Below are 15,809 nucleotides of genomic sequence, written 5' to 3' on the forward strand. Positions count from 1 at the left end.
AATTAGTCCCCTTTCAATTTTTTTTGTAATTTTTTTAAATAATCTAGATCATCTGCAGACCAATTATTTGTTTCTAATAAATCTGGCCTTTTATCATAAGTATTTTTAATTCTGCCTTGTTGTCTGAATTTTTCAATATTAGCATGATGTCCACTCAATAGGACTTCTGGTACTTTTTTGCCATCAAACTCAACTGGTTTTGTGTAAACTGGATGGTCTAATAAATTGTTCTCAAAACTATCATTTTGATGAGATTCATTAGCAATAACTCCCTCAATTAACCGGGTGATTGAATCCACCACAATTAAACTTGCCAGTTCACCACCAGTAATAACATAATCACCAACTGAAACTTCAAAGTCAATGTAATCTAAAATTCTTTCATCAAAGCCTTCATAATGACCACAAACTATAATTAAGTGTTGGTAATTGTTTTTAAAAGTTTTAACTAAATTTTGACTTCAGGTTTTTCCTTGTGGGCTTGTTAATAGCACCACTGAATCTTTGGTTTTACAACTGTTAATGGCATTAACCACAGGTTCAACCATCAAAACCATACCTTTGCCACCACCAAATTGGTAGTCATCAACTTGATTGTGAGAATATGTTGTGTGCTGACGCAAATCAATAATATCAATCTCAATTTTTTGTTTATCAATTGCTCTTTTAATAATTGATTCACTTATGTAAGAACTTATTAAATTTGGAAATAGGGTAATAATAGAAAATTTCACTATTGAAGCATTTCTAAATCTATTGCATAAATTGAATTTGTAGCTTTATCAATTTTTACAATATATTTATCAACACATGGAACTCAAAATTCCACTTGGTTGTTTTTTACCTTAATAAGTTCATAAGCACCATTATTCATCAATTCAATCACATGACCTCACAATTTTTCTTGACAATAGACTGCAAAACCTAATAATGTTGTTTTTACTGTTATTAAATTTTGATCAGTTTTAACAAAAACTTGTTGACCCACCAATCCTTTAGCTTGGTCAATAGTATTGATTTCTTTAAATTTAACAATTTGTTTAACCTTTACTGAGTAGAATTTTTCAACTGTATAAACATCAAAATTATTCTTTTTATCTTGTAAAAAGAGTTGGTTACCAATTGGACTGTGTTCAAAAATAATGTCATCATTAATCCATAACTTAAATTCACCTTTAATACCATGAGTTGCTTTTAGAACCCCTATTTCTGTTAGTTGTTTAAGCAGACTCATCAAAGATTTCCACTTCAATCTCAACTTTTTTACCAATAGTTGAGATATCCAAATTTAAAGCATTTTGGATGGTAGGTATTAATGGAGTTTTGTTAATAAGTTCAATGCTTTTGGCATTATTATCAATAACCAGGATAAAGCTATAATAATCCTCAAATTCCGCTTTTGGTTGAAAAATATAATTCACACTCTCTGGCAAGACATCAGTTAAAATTTGTTTAATGGTTTGAAATGCAAAGTCCATTATTCTTCAGTAGTTGCAGCTGGTTCGGCTGCTTTTGCAGTAGCTTTTGGTGCGGCTGCTTTTTTAGTTGCTGCTTTTGGGGCAGCAGCTTTTTTAACTTTTGCTTTTGGTGCAGCTGCTTTTTTAGCATCTAATTTAGAGTTGTGTAAATCAGTCATAACCCCAGCTTTTGAAAGGATATTTCTAACTGTATCTGTTGGTTGAGCACCTTGTTGTAATCATTTTAAAGCAATTTCATTTTTAAGGTCAACTGCTCCATTGATTGGATTGTAAGTACCAACTAATTCAATGTACTCACCGTCACGTTTAACACGTGAATCAGAAGCTACAATTCTGTAAAATGCAGCTCTTTTTTTACCAGCTCTTTTCAATCTTAGTTTTACCATGTTTTTCCTCCTTTATACTCTGTTAAGATCCTTTTAATCATATATTATTTAAAATTAAAGTCAAGTACTTTAACTTAACTTCCTTAATTTCTTAACTATTTTTAAGCAATTACAACTAAAAAAATACCTTTCTCAGGTATTTTAAACTTAATTAAGATTTTGATAAAACTTTGTTTTAATTATTAAGTTGCTACTAAAATTGTACAAGTAGCAAAATCCAATTAAACAAGCAATAATTGCAAAGAAAGCAATTGCAAACCAAACTCCCCCTGCTAAATTAAGTGGTCCAGTTTTGTGGACATTTAAAAAGAAATATGGGTAGAAGAGGTTGTGACTTTCATACAAATCTCCACTTGATTGAAAACGCATTTCTCCCCTTAGCATTGCATAAATACAATATGCTAAAATCAAACAAAAAATAATGTAAAATCTTTTTAAGAAAAATTCATTTAAATTAATATGCTCTTTTTTTGGCATTAATACCAAGAAATAAAAAACAAAAGCAAGTGGATTAATAACATGGTTCATAATTGAAACATATTGGTTAAATGAATCTTTAGGAAAAGCAGAGTCTAGTGGCACTAAGACAAAGTTGTAAATTACTAGAGTCACTGAGATGTAAACACTTGCAATTAAGCCACTTGTTTGTGAAAGCAACTTTGCTTCTCCTTCTTTTTTATAAAAAATTGCAGCAAATAGCAATCAAAATAATACTAAAAAATTTGAAAGTATTGTAAAAGTTGATAAAAAGTCAATAGTAAAGATCTCATAATTGCCTAGATAAGTAGTTTTAATTTCAGTCCCATCAATTATTTTAAATAAATAAGCAGCTAAAATACTTGCCAATCCTCAAATTGCAAAGGTTAATTTATATGCCATTCTAATCTTATTCATAAGATACACTCCTTCAAATATTGGTTCAAAAATTCAAAAGTCGTTTTTCAAAAAAAACAACTTTTGTTAGATAAAATTTTTCTTAAGACTTAATTACAATTAATGTAATTAAAATAATCATTTCAATTACAAAAACTGCAAAAAGAGCAATTATGGTTTTGAAATACCAATTTTTTGATTGGGGTTTTGAATTTGTAGCTAACAATGTGTACTTGTAATCTTTTTTCCTTTTTTTACCACACTCAAGATGATATAAATTAAGTGGTCCAGTTTCAATAATTTTGATTTTAATTGTGGGTTGGTTTTCTAACAAAACTTCTTTACAGTAATAACAAACTTCTTTTAAACTAGTATCCATATAATTCCCACCAATCCTAAAATTATTGAAACTGCTAAAATTATTAAGAATACAAAATTTGAAAATTGACCAACATTTTGTTCATAGGTTTTTTTATACTGCAAAGTATTAGCTTCTTCAATTTCTTTGATATCACCAAATTGTTCTAAATGACAAGAACAATGGTAAGTTTCAACCTTTTCATCAAAATAATCTTTAACGAATTCTTGTTCTTGTGAAATTACCTGTTTACAAATTTTACAAATCACATTTTTTTCCTCTAGATTGTCATTAAATCTTTTTCTTTTGCTTTTGCCATTGCATCTAGTTTAGCAATGAATTCATCAGTTAATTTTTGGACGCTATTTTCTCCATCTTTTTTGATATCTTCTGCTAAGTCTGAACTTTTTTTAATTTTTTCATTAACATCTCGACGTGTATTTCTAATTCTAACTTTAAAACTTTCAAGTTCCTTTGACATTTTTTTAACTAAATCTTTTCTAACTTCTTCAGTTAAAGCTGGGATGTTAATTCTAATTAGGTTTGCTTCTGCTAGTGAATGCAAACCCAAATCTGCTTTATTAATTCCTGCAATAATTACCCCAATTTGACTTGGATCATAAGGTTTGATAACAAGTTGTTGTGGTTCAGGTGCAGAAATTTGAGAAGTTTGGTCAATTGGAGTTGGTGTTCCATAAAAGTCAACCATAACTCCTTTTAGCATATTTGCATTTGCTCTACCAGTTCTAACCTTTGTTAAGTAGTCTTCAAATGCAGCAACTGTTCCTTGCATTTCTTTTTTTGTTTGTTCTAATAAAACATTTATCATTTTTTATTCCTCCGTATTTATATATGTGGCTTCTAATTCTCCATAAGCCATTTTTTTGATATTGTTGTGGCCATTCATGTCAAACACAACAACATTTAGGTTTCCATCTCTTGAGAGAGTGGCTGCTGTCGAGTCCATTACTTGTAATTTTTTTGAAACTAGGTCATCAAATGACAAGTGCTTGTAAAACTTAGCCTTGGGATTAATGTTTGGATCACTATCATAAACTCCCTTGGTTCCATTTTTTGCCATTAGTAATGCATCTGCTTCAATTTCAATTGCCCGGATTGAAGCTCCAGTATCTGTGGTGAAATAACTGAAACCTGTTCCTCCTGCAAAAATTGTAACATAACCTTGCTCTAATTTTTCTCGTGCTTCACGATAATTATAAGCAGTTGTTACTGTTTTGATTTCCAATGATGAGTAGACTTTTACCTTGTCAAAATCCATTTTCTTTAAGGAAGCTTCAAGTGCCAATGCATTCATTATTGTTGCTAACATTCCCATGTAATCTGCTTCAATGCGATGTAATCCAAGAGACCCAGCTAATTTACCTCTTCAAATGTTTCCTCCACCAATAACAAGTCCGATTTGCAAACCCTCATTTGTTAATTCAATAATTTGTCTTGCAACATCATCTAATTTGTCCTTCTCATAAATATCATCTGCACCGCTTTTGAGTGCTTCTCCAGATATTTTTAATAGAACACGTTTAAACTTTAATTCCATATTTACCTCACTTAAATTGATTATAACAAAAAAGGTTATTTAATGATAAATAACCTTTTATTTTTAGAGTTTTTTTGCAAAGACCATAAAAATATTTACAAGATCTTGCTTTTTTAAAATAAATCTTGCAAAAAAACATACCATTTTATTGTTGACGATTAATTTCTTGCTTGTGTTTGATAACAGTTAAAGGAATACAAATCATTGGAGTTAAGATTACCAAAACAAAGTAATCAACAATGCTATTGAAAGCATTAAAAATTAGTGAATATGTAAATGCTCCATTTCAGTTGAATTCATAACTGACTCCATCATAAACTGCAGGATTTAACCAAAAAGCAATCCCGCTAATTACTCTAGATAAATAAACAATTAGCATTGGTACAAAAACATACAAGTTTCATTGGAGAATTTGCACAACCTTGTTATCTATTTTTTCAATTGGTCTAAAGAAACTTGCCAATGAAAATGCCATAATTGGTACAAAGTAATCAAAAATATACTGAACTGGTGACATAACTGCAGTTCCTGGCATAATAATTGTAATAAAACCAATAATGATACAAAGAGAAAAAGTACAGCTGAATGTTAGTATGTAAGCTGCAAAAAATAAAACTACATATTTAAAAGATGGTGTAATTCAAAATGGCATTACTGGCACAAAACTTGAAACATAATCAATTATCAAGTAAATTCCTAATAATAATCCCATAGTTGTAATGTCAAAAATTGATCATTTTTGAGGTTTTGACCACCTAATAGTTCTAAAAACTTCTGCTCAGTTGATAACTAAATAAACTAAAAGTTCAATATTTAAAGTAATTACTGCCAGAATTACTACTTTAATGTTAAAAACATTAAGGTCATAAATAAATAGCAGTACAATATTTGTAGTAAGTAAACTAAATGCTAAAAAAGCAAAAATAAAACAAAAAATAATTAGAGTTTTTTCATTTGCTGTAAGTGGATTGGCATCAACTTTATTTTTAGATGCCACAACAATAGCAAGTCAAGTTAATAAACCCAAGAGAAGAATGCTTCTTAGGCTTGCTAATGTTATCGTTAAAATGTTTCATGTATTTTTTTTCATGAAGTTCTCCCTTCATAAAAAAACAGAATCTTAATAATTTTATAGGACTTCCTCCGCTAGTATTAACTAGATCAAGTTCAAAGAGTATTTCTCAAGTCTTGCAACTACCTCTGCCTTTTTACAATTTAATCATAAACTAAAAAAAATCTCATAAAATGAGATTTTTAAGAATTTGAAATTTACTTTTCAGTATCTTCACTTGTTTTTGTTTCTGGTTCAGTTTTAGTTTTTGGTTCTGATTCTGTTTTAGCAGATTCAGATTTTGGTTTTGCTTTTGAATCATCTTTTTTACTTGCTGCAGTTCTTAGCTTTTCAGCTGGAACTGATTTCAATTCAACAACTTTATTTTGGTAAAATTCTTCTTGATTCCCAACTTCAACTTTGATTCCAGAAGCAGAAAGATTTTCAATAATAAACTGAGTCATTGTAGATCCAATTCTAAAACTTAATTTTTTCAAACTAGTTTTACTTTCAGTAAAATTGATATATACTTTTCCTTTATTTTCATCTTTGATAACTTTAACAATTTTTTCTTTTTTAATAGTTGATGAAATTGTTACAATTTGGTTTTCTTCAATTTGAATTCAAATGTAATGTGCTCAAAATAATAAAATAGCATATCATCCAACTGCTGTTACATAAGTTAAAATTGTAAAAGTAAGTACTAAAGTAAAGGCTTTGTTTCCAGCCTCACTACCTGTTCCTAAGATGAATTCTCCAAAAAAGAACATTCATCCTAAACAACAAAAGATAATACTTAGCACTTCTGCTATTAATATTCCAGCAAACCATGGTTTACTTAAGAATTTTTTACCTTCACTTTTTTTGAATCCAACAAATAAGTATAAGGCATATAATGTTGGTATTAATGTTACCACTAAACCAATTCCTAATAAAATAACAAAATTGGTAAAAAGTGCTCCATCTTTAGATAGTGCTCCATCGATGAAATCATAATTTGCAAATATCATTTTTCTACTCACTTAACCTTTCAATTGAGCAGCTACTTCAGCTGCGAAGTCAGTTACTACTTTTTCGATTCCTTCTCCAACTTCAAAACGATACATTGTTACTAGGCTTGCACCTTTTTGCTTAACAAATTCACTAACTTTTACTTTTTCATCCATAACAAAACCTTGTTCTAGTAAAGTTACTTCGGCAAGTTTTTTGCTTAGTTTTCCTTGTAAAATTCCTTCAGCAACTTTTTCAGGTTTACCTGTTAAGTCAGTTGTTTCCTTAATGATGTGCATTTCAGTTGCTTTAAAGTCTTCTGGAACATCATCTTTTGATAAGTATTTTGGTGCCATAGCAGCAACATGCATACATAAGTTGTAAGCATCTTCTTCTGCAATGTTACCACTAAATTGTAGTAAAACTGAGATACGGCTATTTGCGTGATTGTAGAATGAAATTGTGTTTCCATCAACAACATCAAATCTTCTAACCTCAATTTTTTCCCCAATTGTGGCAGTAGCTGAGATACATGCTTGTTCAACAGTTTCCCCAGATTTAAGTTTTACTTTTAATGCTTCTTCAAGTGTTTTGGCATTTGATTCTAATAATGCTTCCCCAATTTCATTAACTAGGGTCATAAATTTTTCATTTTTTGAAACAAAGTCTGTTTCTGAATTAATTTCAAAAATAATTCCTCGTTTACCATTTGATTTTGCAAAAGCGACACCTTCTGCAGCAACACGGTCTGCTTTTTTAGCAGCTTTTGCTAATCCATTTTCTCTCAATCAAACCACAGCATCATCAATGTTACCATTTGTAGCTTCTAAAGCTTTTTTACAGTCCATCATACCTGCTGAAGTCATTTCTCTTAATTCTTTAATTAATTGTGGTGTTACAGCCATTTTATTCTCTCCTTTTCTTATTTAGTATCTACTAGTTTTGAATCACTATTTGGTGTGTAATTTCTTGGTCCACCAGCTGGACGTTCTTCTTTTTTCTGTGCTACAACTTTTAAATTACTTGGTTGTAATTTCAATCCTGCTGCATCAGCATAAACATCAACAATGAAGTTAGTGATTAAGTTAACTGATTCTTGAATGTCATCATTTGCTGGAATAATGTAATCTACCATATCTGGATCAACATTAGTATCGCAAATTGCAATAATTGGAATGTTTAACTTTCTAGCTTCTTTAACTGCAATTTCATCAGTTTTTGGGTCTACCACAAACATTGCATTTGGTAATTTACGCATATGTTTGATTCCACCTAATGTTTTTTCTAATTTTGCTTTTTCTTTTTTGATTTTAATTTGCTCTTTTTTTGGTCTTAGATTAATTTTTCCTGTTTTTTCTTCAATTTCAATATCTAATAGTGTTTTAATTCTTGAAGAAATTGTCTTCATATTTGTCAAAGTTCCACCCAATCATCTTGAGTTAATGTAGAAGTTTTGACTTCTTAATGCAGCTTCTTTTACTGCATTTTTTGATGACCTTTTTGTACCAACAAAAATAATTTTTCCTTTTTTTTCACCAATTGAAGTTACAAACTTTTTAACATCTTCTAACCTTCATAATGTTTGTTGTAAATCAATAATGTGATTTTTATTTTTAGCTCCATAAATGTAAGGTTTCATTTTGGGGTTTCATCTCTTTGTTTGATGTCCATAATGTGCACCTGCATCTCACAGCTGATCTCTTGTTAAATCTTTTGCCATTTTTTCTACTCCTTATTGTTTTTATAAAATTGTAATTTGTTAGACTTCCAAATGGTTCAAACAACCACCACTATTTAATTAAACCAATAGCACTAGGTGGTTGAATTCCCAAATGTGATTGCATACCCTAAAATAAAGTTTATACAACATAATTAGTATAAAGATATTTGCCTGCAATTGCAATCCATTATCTTGGTTTTATTGAGAAGATTTTGACAATTTTGCACACTTCTTTCTTAGTATTTTTGTCAATTAATTGTACCAGCCTTGTTTTTATAAATAATTATTGCTAATATCTGCATAATTTTAAACTATTTCTTCAAGTAATGGTGAAACACCAACACCAGAAAACTCACTCACTTTATTTTACAAATTAATCATAACTCTAAAAATTATGTCTAACAAAAATATTTGACTGTCATTAATTACCACCAAGACCTTTTTAACAAAAAAGTGATAAAATTTATTTAGAAGGAGGAGTAATGAAAAAAATAAATCAAAAAAATATCTTGTTTACAGTAATTTTTATTCTAAATAATTTATTGGTTACTTTTGTACTATTTAAAATTTTAACTCAGCATTTTTTAGATATGGATTTTAAAGATGAAATTGACTATCAACTTGCTTGACTTGGTTTTTTCACCTTAGCTTTATTGATGAATTTTCTTGAACTAGCTTTCCCAAAAATTCCTCGTTTTTGCTTTTTTATAAGTTATTGATTTTTTCCAATTTCTTTACCATATCTAATTCTAGCTTACCAAGTGGCAAAGAAAAAAATAACTGTTGATCAAGAAACTATTGACTGTTATTACAAGTGTTCAACTAAAATTGCTTTTATTGTTAGTTTACTTATTTTTAGTTTTACCTTTGTGTGACTATTTAATTCTTGAGCAATAATTATACTATTCCTTTTTGATGAACATAGACCAAAGTCACTCTTTGTCTATACAATCATTAGCATCTATTTTTTAGGTAATATAATTGCTCTTTGTTTAAATTTTGGTAACAATAAAACATTTAAGAAAATTGCCTGAACAGGTTTCATGGCTGGTTGAAGTTACCTGGTTTTTGAAAAACTAACCTTAACTTCTTTAAAAAATAATGTAAATTTAGTTGAAAGTGATGCGGAAAAAAACTTGACCTAATTGTCAAGTTTTTATTTTTATTTGTGTGGTGCAAATGGATCAATTACTGCTTCAGTATCAGGTTCAGTTCTTTTTGCAACTCTCTTGTCAATGTCATAGTGATTACCATTAGACATTTCAAGTCAAGCAATTAAATCATTTGTTTCTGAAATTTCTTCAAAGAAATCAATAATAAATCATTCATAGAATTTTGCAGTTTGAAAGTCATTAACTTTCAAAGCATTTGCAGAAAAGTCATCTGAAATTTTTGCAAAATAACTTCTTAAAGCCACATATTCATTCAAAATTTCAATAATGTTTTTAAATGTCTTTGTTTCTACTTTGATTCCACTCATTTTATATGTTGCATCACGATCCATTAAGTAATTCATAATTCTTCGTTGGTGTAACATTTCATCTTGTGATTGGACTTGAAAGAAATGTTTAAATCCTGGGTAACCAAGTTTATCACAAGCTTCACTTAAATTAAAACAAATTAATTGCATTTTTAAATGTTCATCAATATATTGTTGTAAATCTTTTAAAATTTCTGGTTTCATAATACTTCTCCTATTTCTTGATAGTGGTTAATTTAACAATTGACTTTGCATAAATTTCCATCATTTTTTTCAAATCCTCAATTTTAACATACTCATTATAAGCATGCATTGTTGAATCATTTAAGTCAAATTCAGCTCCAAAGGCAATCATATTTGGCATTGATTTTGCAAAAGTACCACCTCCAATTGCAATTGGCTCACTAGTTAAATCCCCAGTTACTTCTTGGTAAACTAACATTATATTTTTAACTACATCACCATTTTTGTCAAAGTAGACACTATCTTCAATATCTTGAACTTCCACATTAATGCCAAATGGCTGACAAGCTTTTGTCAAAACAGCATTTACATCAACTTTTGGGTCACGAGTACATGGTACTCTAAAATTAAATGTATAACGAAAATCTGTGGGAGTTATTTTTATTATACCGTTATTTGCTGTTAAGTTTCCTGTCTCATCTTTCAAATCTCCAAAGACACTTTTCATCTCAAAATCAGCATTAACATGTTTGCTTACAAACTCTGCTAGGGGATGTTTTAAACCAACACTATTAATTGCTGTCAACAATCAGTTGGCTGCATTTACCCCTTTAAATGGTAAGCTACCATGAGCCGAGACACCTTTAACATATAAGTCATTATCTTTCATATATTGCTCAATTTTGTTTTGATCTAAGAACTTTTTAATCTCTTCTACTTTTGGACCTTTATATTTCACTAAGTCATTAACAGCATTGTAAACTTCCCCGCCAGTAATTTCAAACTCACTGGTGAATTTACCAACTAAATCTACATCACTAATTCATTTTTCAGCATAAACTACTGGGAAATGACCATCAGGTACATAACCTAAATCGCATAGTTTTTCATGTTTTTTGTATGCTTCCATACATTCTCAAGTAGTTTCCTCACTTGTTCCAAAAATAAATCTAATTGTGTAATCTGGTTTGAAACCATTGTCAATTAGGTATTTAAAAGCATATAAGTTCATTAGGGTTGGACCTTTGTCATCAAATGATCCTCTTCCATATAACTTTCCATCAATCTCAACTGGTTCAAAAGGTTTAGTTTTTCACTCATCTAAATTTCCTGGTGGAACTACATCTAAGTGACAGATGATACCAAATAATTTGTCACCAGTCCCGTAATCGGCATAACCATACATAAAATCAGGAGCAATAAAAGTTTTCATTCCAAATTCTTGACACAAATTAACACAATATGTTAGTGCAGCTTGAATTGCTTGGGGAACTGCTTCACCTTTTTTAGGGTCTTTTCTGAAAGAAGGTATTTTAACTAGCTCTTTTGTTTTTTCCAATGCTATTGGAAAGTAATCATTTAATAAGTTTTTTTTATCTACATTCATACGAAATCCTCCATCTACTTTAATCATACTCTTTAAATTTTTAATTTTTAATGATTTTTTACAAATGCACAAAAAAAACAACCATATGGTTGTCTGAAAATATTAATTATTTTTTTTCTTGGGGAATAACAACTGCTCTTGTTCTATTTTTCCCAAATTTTTGGAACTTAACAATACCTGACACTAAAGCAAATAATGTATCATCTCCACCACGACCAACATTAGCACCTTGGTGAATTTTTGTTCCTCTTTGTCTAAAAATAATTGAACCTGCATTCGCAAATTCTCCATCTGATTTTTTAGCTCCTAAACGTTTTGATTCTGAGTCTCTACCATTTTTTGTAGACCCAACTCCTTTTTTAGAAGCAAAATATTGTAATCCTAATAAGAAACGCATCCTAAAGCACCTCCTCTATTGCAAAATTTTTTGGATACTGAACATTTATTGTTTGTAATTGAATTAACAAGAATTGTAATAGTTTTTGCAAATCACTATCTTGTTTTATAACTTTGATGATTATTTGGTTTTCTAAAACTGTTAATTTTACCTTGCTGTGATGTAGTAGATCTAAACCATTTAAAGCACCACTAACAATTGCGGTGATACCAGCACAGACAAGGTCATTCCCAAATTCACCAGCCTCAGCATGACCAGTAATCTCAATGAGTTGAATAGTTTGTTCTCGAAAAGTTACTTTTGCTTGAACCACTTTAAACTATGCCTCATTAGTTTCAGCTGGTTTTGCTGCTGCAGGTTTTGCAGCAGCACCTGTTGAGATTTTATCAATTTTAACTTTTGTGTATGGTTGTCTGTGACCATAGACTTTGTTAACATTTTTCTTTGGATGGTATCTTACCACTCGTAATTTCTTTTCTTTACCTTGTTTTAGGACAGTTCCTTCAACTTTAGCACCCTTTACAAAAGGAGCACCAATTTCTTTATCAGTGGCAATAACTTCAGAAAAAGTGATTTTTTTACCTTCCTCAATTAATGTTTTTTCGATAAAAATTTCATCCCCTGGTTGTACTTTAATTTGTTTACCACCAGTTTTAATAATTGCATACATCTATTCTTTCCTCCAGTCTAGACTCGCCTTGTATGTGAGTGAAGTTTATTCACTACTTGTAGACACACAAAAGAGCGGTTGAAACTAGCAACCTAAATAATTTTACCCTAAATTGCACTCAAAATTTGTATTTTTTTAATTTTTTTTGCAAGTCAGAGTAAAGAAAAACCCCATTGTTTACTTGGAAATAATCACTCCTTACTAACAATGAGGTTAATTAATAATTTATCTTGCAATCTTGAATTGGACTAGGCTTAGTGCAAAACAAGTTTAATTACTTTTAAAAAAATGATTTAGCAGCAAAATCTTGATTTGCAGCAGCACTTTTAGCTTGAATTGAACGATCATATTTAACTGAATTGTCACCAATTTTAACATCTAGTTTGTCATAATCATTTGGGTGTTGAAAAAGAAAAACTGTTGTTGCTACTGTTGATATGATGTCATTAATGAATGAAAAACCAACTTTTAAAATGTCACCAATACCATTTAGCAATGCACCAGAAACTCCAGCGCCACCAACAACTTCACATTTTTCTTCCATGCTTAGTTCTCTGATAAAATCACCTCCCAATTACTTAATCGAATGATAATTTATGTTTTTGCCAAAAAGTTTAAGCTTTTTTGATAAAGCTCATTCTTATTTAAACCATATTTTTTTGCAATTTCTTTTACTGCTTCTTTTCTTGAAACTCCTTGCAAAATTAACTCATCTAGTAATTTCAAATAATCAACACTTGTTGCTGCATTGCTTTGGGGCTGGAGGTTTTTATCTAAAACTACACAAAACTCACCTTTTTGAACAAATTCTGGTGAATTAATATAAGCACTTACTTCTTTTAAATCACCAACAATGATTTCTTCATTGAGTTTAGTAATCTCTCGCACTACTGCCACTTGACAGTTTTTTGCAAACAAGGCACTTAAAATATTAATTGTAGTTTGAATGCGATGCACTGATTCATAAAAAATAACTAATTTATCTGTCAGGTTAGTCAAGTTTAAAAATTGGTTCTTTAATTGTTGAGGTTTCTTATCTAAAAAACCTAGAAATTCAAGTCCTTTTGCTTCAAAACCTGACATTATTTGAGCATGTATAAATGCTGGACCACAATTAATTGGACAAATCGCAAAATTTATTTCTGAGTTCATCAAACAATTAAGTACTTTGGCTCCTGGATCACTAACACAAGGGACCCCTGCATCTGTGATAATTGCAACATCTTTACCTTGTTTTAAATCAAAACTTAACTCAGAGACCTTTTCTAACTCATTAAATTTATGTAAAGAAACTAGATGGTTCTTGATTTGAAAGTGATCTAGCAATTTTTTACTAGTTCTGGTGTCTTCACAATAGATTTTAGTCACAGTTTTTAAAGTTTCTACAGCTCTTGGTGAAAAGTCACTTAAATTCCCGATTGGCGTTCCAACAACATAAATTATTGGGCTTTTGTCCTTAAATGTTTTTTTAATTTGTAGCATTATTTGCACCTCCGAATAAAAAAACCTAACTTAAATTAGGCCTATTTTAATGAAGTAATTTTAATTTTATAAGGTTCTTTTAATTCCCTAACTTCAACAGTTTCATTAACATCATACCCAATCATAGCTTTTGCTAGTGGTGATTCATTTGAAATTTTATTTTCAAATGGATCTGCTTCAATAGCTCCAACTATTTTTACAGCAAATTCTTTATTAGTTTTTAAGTTAGTAAATGATACAGTACTTCCAATTTTGGCTCCAAATGTTTTTTTATCTTTTTCATCAATAATTTTTACTTTTGAAAGCATTGTTTCAATTTCTTTAATTCTTGCTTCAACTTCAGCTTGTCTATTTCTAGCAGCATCATAATCAGCATTTTCAGATAAGTCACCTTGTGCACGTGCTTCCACAAGCTCTTGGATTACTTGTGGTCTAACGATATTAAGTAAGTGTTGTAACTCATTTTGTAGTTTTTCTAAACCTTCATTCGTTAAAATAATTTCTTTGTCCATAATGTAAACCCCTTTGTTAACTAATATATTATACTCTTTTATTTAATAATATGTAAATATTTTTGCCATTTTCCTTTAATTCACATAATTGTGACAGGTAACCTTTTTCCGGACACACATATTTTACAACTTTATTCTCACATAATTGTAAAATTTTTGATATAAACTTGCATTTAGCTGATACTCAGCAAGTCCTTTATAACAGTAATTTTCTTTTAAGCATTCTCTTTTAAAAACTGATCAAAACCCTTCAATCCAACCATTATCTGTAGACTTGGCTATTCTTGACATGCTTGGAATCAAATTAAAGTACATTAGCATCAACTTATAATTATATGCTTTAAATTCAGAACCATTATCTGAGTGTATTACACTGTTTGGCAAGAAGACACCAAATTCATCAGTCATTTTTAGAAATGATTTTTCTACAAGTTGATTCCCTTTATTTTTTTCTGTTACTAAACCAAAGATTTTTTTCATTTTAATATGATAAAAACCACAGGTATAGTATCTTTCACCATTGAATTCCTTTTCTGTTATGTCTACTGAAAAAACATCACCATACTTATCAAAATTTTCAGGATCAGTTAACAAGTTTGGGTATTTACCAACCTTTTCAGGTTTTGCTACCTTATTTTTTCATTTCACATGATTATTGGTGGAGATGCTTCTCATTTTAAAGTATCTCAATATTTTTTTATGTGATGACTTAGCTATCCCCTTAGTGAGCAAATCTATTGCAATTCTTTTACAACCATAGGTTTTTCCTGAATCAATAAAGCTCTGCTCAATATTTAAATAAAAATCATGATCATAATATCTTACCCTAGGTTTCCCTTGCTTCACTCATTCATAGTATGTACTTTTTGGAAGTTGAGCAATTTTTAATAAGCCATTTTTAGGTATTTTGAATTCATTGTAGATAAATTCCTCAACAACTAAGCATTTAATTATATTAAGCTCCCATTTAACTACTTTTTTTTACTTATCAGGGCCTCAATTCTTTTTCACATTTCATTTCTAGTTTCTAATTCGGCATTTTTCTTCTTCAGTTCTTTAACTTCATTTCTTAAAATTATTAGTTCTTCTTTATCAGCTGAATTTGGTGCCCCAAGACCATCAATTCCAGATTGATCATACTTTTTACACCAATTTAAAAGTGTTTGATCTGAGATGCCATAACTTTTAACAAAATTCTTGGCCTTTGTCTTGCTCTCTCTAAATTTTAAAATTATTTTTTCTTTTTGCTTTGCTGAGTAATGTCCCATAAAAAAACCTCTTTCC

At 29.9% G+C, this 15,809-nt stretch carries 24 protein-coding genes, 1 riboswitch and 1 other annotated feature; of the genes, 1 reads left to right on the plus strand and 23 read right to left on the minus strand.

Translation table 4 applies throughout. From position 1 onward, the window contains the following. Positions 1–2 precede the first annotated feature (2 nt). The 13 genes from trmD to rpsB all read right to left on the minus strand — a co-directional run bounded on the left by trmD (position 3) and on the right by rpsB (position 8,414). The gene (trmD, locus tag SCLAR_RS05470) at positions 3–734 is read right to left on the minus strand and encodes a tRNA (guanosine(37)-N1)-methyltransferase TrmD (protein WP_100254927.1); all 732 of its coding nucleotides are present in this window, start codon (positions 732–734) and stop codon (positions 3–5) included. After that, positions 734–1,234: a ribosome maturation factor RimM gene (gene rimM, locus SCLAR_RS05475; RefSeq protein WP_100254928.1), complete on the minus strand. Its 501-nt coding sequence runs from the start codon at positions 1,232–1,234 to the stop codon at positions 734–736. The genes trmD and rimM overlap by 1 nt, the downstream gene beginning before the upstream one ends. Then, positions 1,221–1,478, minus strand: coding sequence for a hypothetical protein (locus SCLAR_RS05480; RefSeq protein WP_100254929.1), 258 nt, complete (start codon positions 1,476–1,478; stop codon positions 1,221–1,223). Before SCLAR_RS05480 ends, rimM begins: the two co-directional genes overlap by 14 nt. Beyond that, positions 1,478–1,864 (minus strand): 30S ribosomal protein S16, encoded by a 387-nt coding sequence (gene rpsP / locus SCLAR_RS07330; protein ID WP_100254930.1) that lies wholly within the window; start codon positions 1,862–1,864, stop codon positions 1,478–1,480. Before rpsP ends, SCLAR_RS05480 begins: the two co-directional genes overlap by 1 nt. A 147-nt stretch (positions 1,865–2,011) precedes the next feature. Then, the gene (locus tag SCLAR_RS05490; protein WP_100254931.1) at positions 2,012–2,758 is read right to left on the minus strand and encodes a Pr6Pr family membrane protein; all 747 of its coding nucleotides are present in this window, start codon (positions 2,756–2,758) and stop codon (positions 2,012–2,014) included. Positions 2,759–2,840: 82 nt separating this feature from the next. Next, positions 2,841–3,116: a hypothetical protein gene (locus SCLAR_RS05495; RefSeq protein WP_100254932.1), complete on the minus strand. Its 276-nt coding sequence runs from the start codon at positions 3,114–3,116 to the stop codon at positions 2,841–2,843. Then, positions 3,101–3,364: a hypothetical protein gene (locus SCLAR_RS05500; protein WP_100254933.1), complete on the minus strand. Its 264-nt coding sequence runs from the start codon at positions 3,362–3,364 to the stop codon at positions 3,101–3,103. The genes SCLAR_RS05495 and SCLAR_RS05500 overlap by 16 nt, the downstream gene beginning before the upstream one ends. Positions 3,365–3,375: 11 nt before the next feature. Next, positions 3,376–3,924: a ribosome recycling factor gene (frr, locus tag SCLAR_RS05505; RefSeq protein WP_100254934.1), complete on the minus strand. Its 549-nt coding sequence runs from the start codon at positions 3,922–3,924 to the stop codon at positions 3,376–3,378. A gap of 3 nt (positions 3,925–3,927) precedes the next feature. Then, positions 3,928–4,653 carry a UMP kinase gene (gene pyrH / locus SCLAR_RS05510; RefSeq protein WP_100254935.1) on the minus strand — a complete coding sequence of 242 codons (726 nt, stop codon included), beginning with the start codon at positions 4,651–4,653 and terminating at the stop codon, positions 3,928–3,930. Between the two features lie 145 nt (positions 4,654–4,798). After that, positions 4,799–5,743 carry an energy-coupled thiamine transporter ThiT gene (locus SCLAR_RS05515; RefSeq protein ID WP_100254936.1) on the minus strand — a complete coding sequence of 315 codons (945 nt, stop codon included), beginning with the start codon at positions 5,741–5,743 and terminating at the stop codon, positions 4,799–4,801. Positions 5,744–5,774: 31 nt separating this feature from the next. After that, positions 5,775–5,865, minus strand: a riboswitch (TPP riboswitch). A gap of 57 nt (positions 5,866–5,922) precedes the next feature. Beyond that, positions 5,923–6,714, minus strand: coding sequence for a hypothetical protein (locus SCLAR_RS05520; RefSeq protein ID WP_100254937.1), 792 nt, complete (start codon positions 6,712–6,714; stop codon positions 5,923–5,925). Positions 6,715–6,726: 12 nt separating this feature from the next. Next, positions 6,727–7,599: a translation elongation factor Ts gene (gene tsf, locus SCLAR_RS05525; RefSeq protein WP_100254938.1), complete on the minus strand. Its 873-nt coding sequence runs from the start codon at positions 7,597–7,599 to the stop codon at positions 6,727–6,729. Positions 7,600–7,616: 17 nt separating this feature from the next. Then, positions 7,617–8,414 carry a 30S ribosomal protein S2 gene (gene rpsB, locus SCLAR_RS05530; protein ID WP_100254939.1) on the minus strand — a complete coding sequence of 266 codons (798 nt, stop codon included), beginning with the start codon at positions 8,412–8,414 and terminating at the stop codon, positions 7,617–7,619. Positions 8,415–8,896: 482 nt separating this feature from the next. Between rpsB and SCLAR_RS05535 the strand changes: the two genes are divergently transcribed. After that, positions 8,897–9,559, plus strand: coding sequence for a hypothetical protein (locus SCLAR_RS05535; RefSeq protein WP_100254940.1), 663 nt, complete (start codon positions 8,897–8,899; stop codon positions 9,557–9,559). Positions 9,560–9,576: 17 nt separating this feature from the next. Here the strand turns inward: SCLAR_RS05535 and SCLAR_RS05540 are convergent, their stop codons facing one another. The 10 genes from SCLAR_RS05540 to SCLAR_RS05585 all read right to left on the minus strand — a co-directional run bounded on the left by SCLAR_RS05540 (position 9,577) and on the right by SCLAR_RS05585 (position 15,793). Further along, positions 9,577–10,098 carry a ferritin-like domain-containing protein gene (locus SCLAR_RS05540; RefSeq protein ID WP_237243792.1) on the minus strand — a complete coding sequence of 174 codons (522 nt, stop codon included), beginning with the start codon at positions 10,096–10,098 and terminating at the stop codon, positions 9,577–9,579. 10 nt (positions 10,099–10,108) lie between these two features. Next, positions 10,109–11,464: a Sapep family Mn(2+)-dependent dipeptidase gene (locus SCLAR_RS05545; protein WP_100254942.1), complete on the minus strand. Its 1,356-nt coding sequence runs from the start codon at positions 11,462–11,464 to the stop codon at positions 10,109–10,111. 106 nt (positions 11,465–11,570) lie between these two features. Beyond that, positions 11,571–11,861 carry a 50S ribosomal protein L27 gene (gene rpmA, locus SCLAR_RS05550; RefSeq protein ID WP_100254943.1) on the minus strand — a complete coding sequence of 97 codons (291 nt, stop codon included), beginning with the start codon at positions 11,859–11,861 and terminating at the stop codon, positions 11,571–11,573. Between the two features lies 1 nt (position 11,862). Continuing rightward, positions 11,863–12,174, minus strand: coding sequence for a ribosomal-processing cysteine protease Prp (locus tag SCLAR_RS05555; protein ID WP_100254944.1), 312 nt, complete (start codon positions 12,172–12,174; stop codon positions 11,863–11,865). Positions 12,175–12,180: 6 nt separating this feature from the next. After that, positions 12,181–12,531 (minus strand): 50S ribosomal protein L21, encoded by a 351-nt coding sequence (gene rplU, locus SCLAR_RS05560; protein ID WP_100254945.1) that lies wholly within the window; start codon positions 12,529–12,531, stop codon positions 12,181–12,183. A 9-nt stretch (positions 12,532–12,540) separates the two neighbouring features. After that, positions 12,541–12,621, minus strand: a sequence feature (ribosomal protein L21 leader region). 190 nt (positions 12,622–12,811) lie between these two features. Continuing rightward, positions 12,812–13,075: a hypothetical protein gene (locus SCLAR_RS05565; protein ID WP_100254946.1), complete on the minus strand. Its 264-nt coding sequence runs from the start codon at positions 13,073–13,075 to the stop codon at positions 12,812–12,814. A gap of 50 nt (positions 13,076–13,125) precedes the next feature. Beyond that, positions 13,126–14,013, minus strand: a complete 888-nt coding sequence (gene rsmI, locus SCLAR_RS05570; protein ID WP_100254947.1) for a 16S rRNA (cytidine(1402)-2'-O)-methyltransferase — start codon at positions 14,011–14,013, stop codon at positions 13,126–13,128. A 41-nt stretch (positions 14,014–14,054) separates the two neighbouring features. Beyond that, the gene (gene greA, locus SCLAR_RS05575; protein ID WP_100254948.1) at positions 14,055–14,525 is read right to left on the minus strand and encodes a transcription elongation factor GreA; all 471 of its coding nucleotides are present in this window, start codon (positions 14,523–14,525) and stop codon (positions 14,055–14,057) included. Between the two features lie 123 nt (positions 14,526–14,648). Then, on the minus strand, positions 14,649–15,371 hold the full coding sequence (locus SCLAR_RS05580; RefSeq protein ID WP_146637825.1) for a DDE-type integrase/transposase/recombinase: 723 nt from the start codon (positions 15,369–15,371) through the stop codon (positions 14,649–14,651). A gap of 125 nt (positions 15,372–15,496) precedes the next feature. Then, positions 15,497–15,793, minus strand: a complete 297-nt coding sequence (locus tag SCLAR_RS05585) for a transposase (protein WP_100254044.1) — start codon at positions 15,791–15,793, stop codon at positions 15,497–15,499. Between the last annotated feature and the right edge of the window lie 16 nt (positions 15,794–15,809).

This window comes from Spiroplasma clarkii, from assembly GCF_002795265.1.
GTDB classification, from domain to species: domain Bacteria; phylum Bacillota_I; class Bacilli_A; order Mycoplasmatales; family Mycoplasmataceae; genus Spiroplasma_A; species Spiroplasma_A clarkii.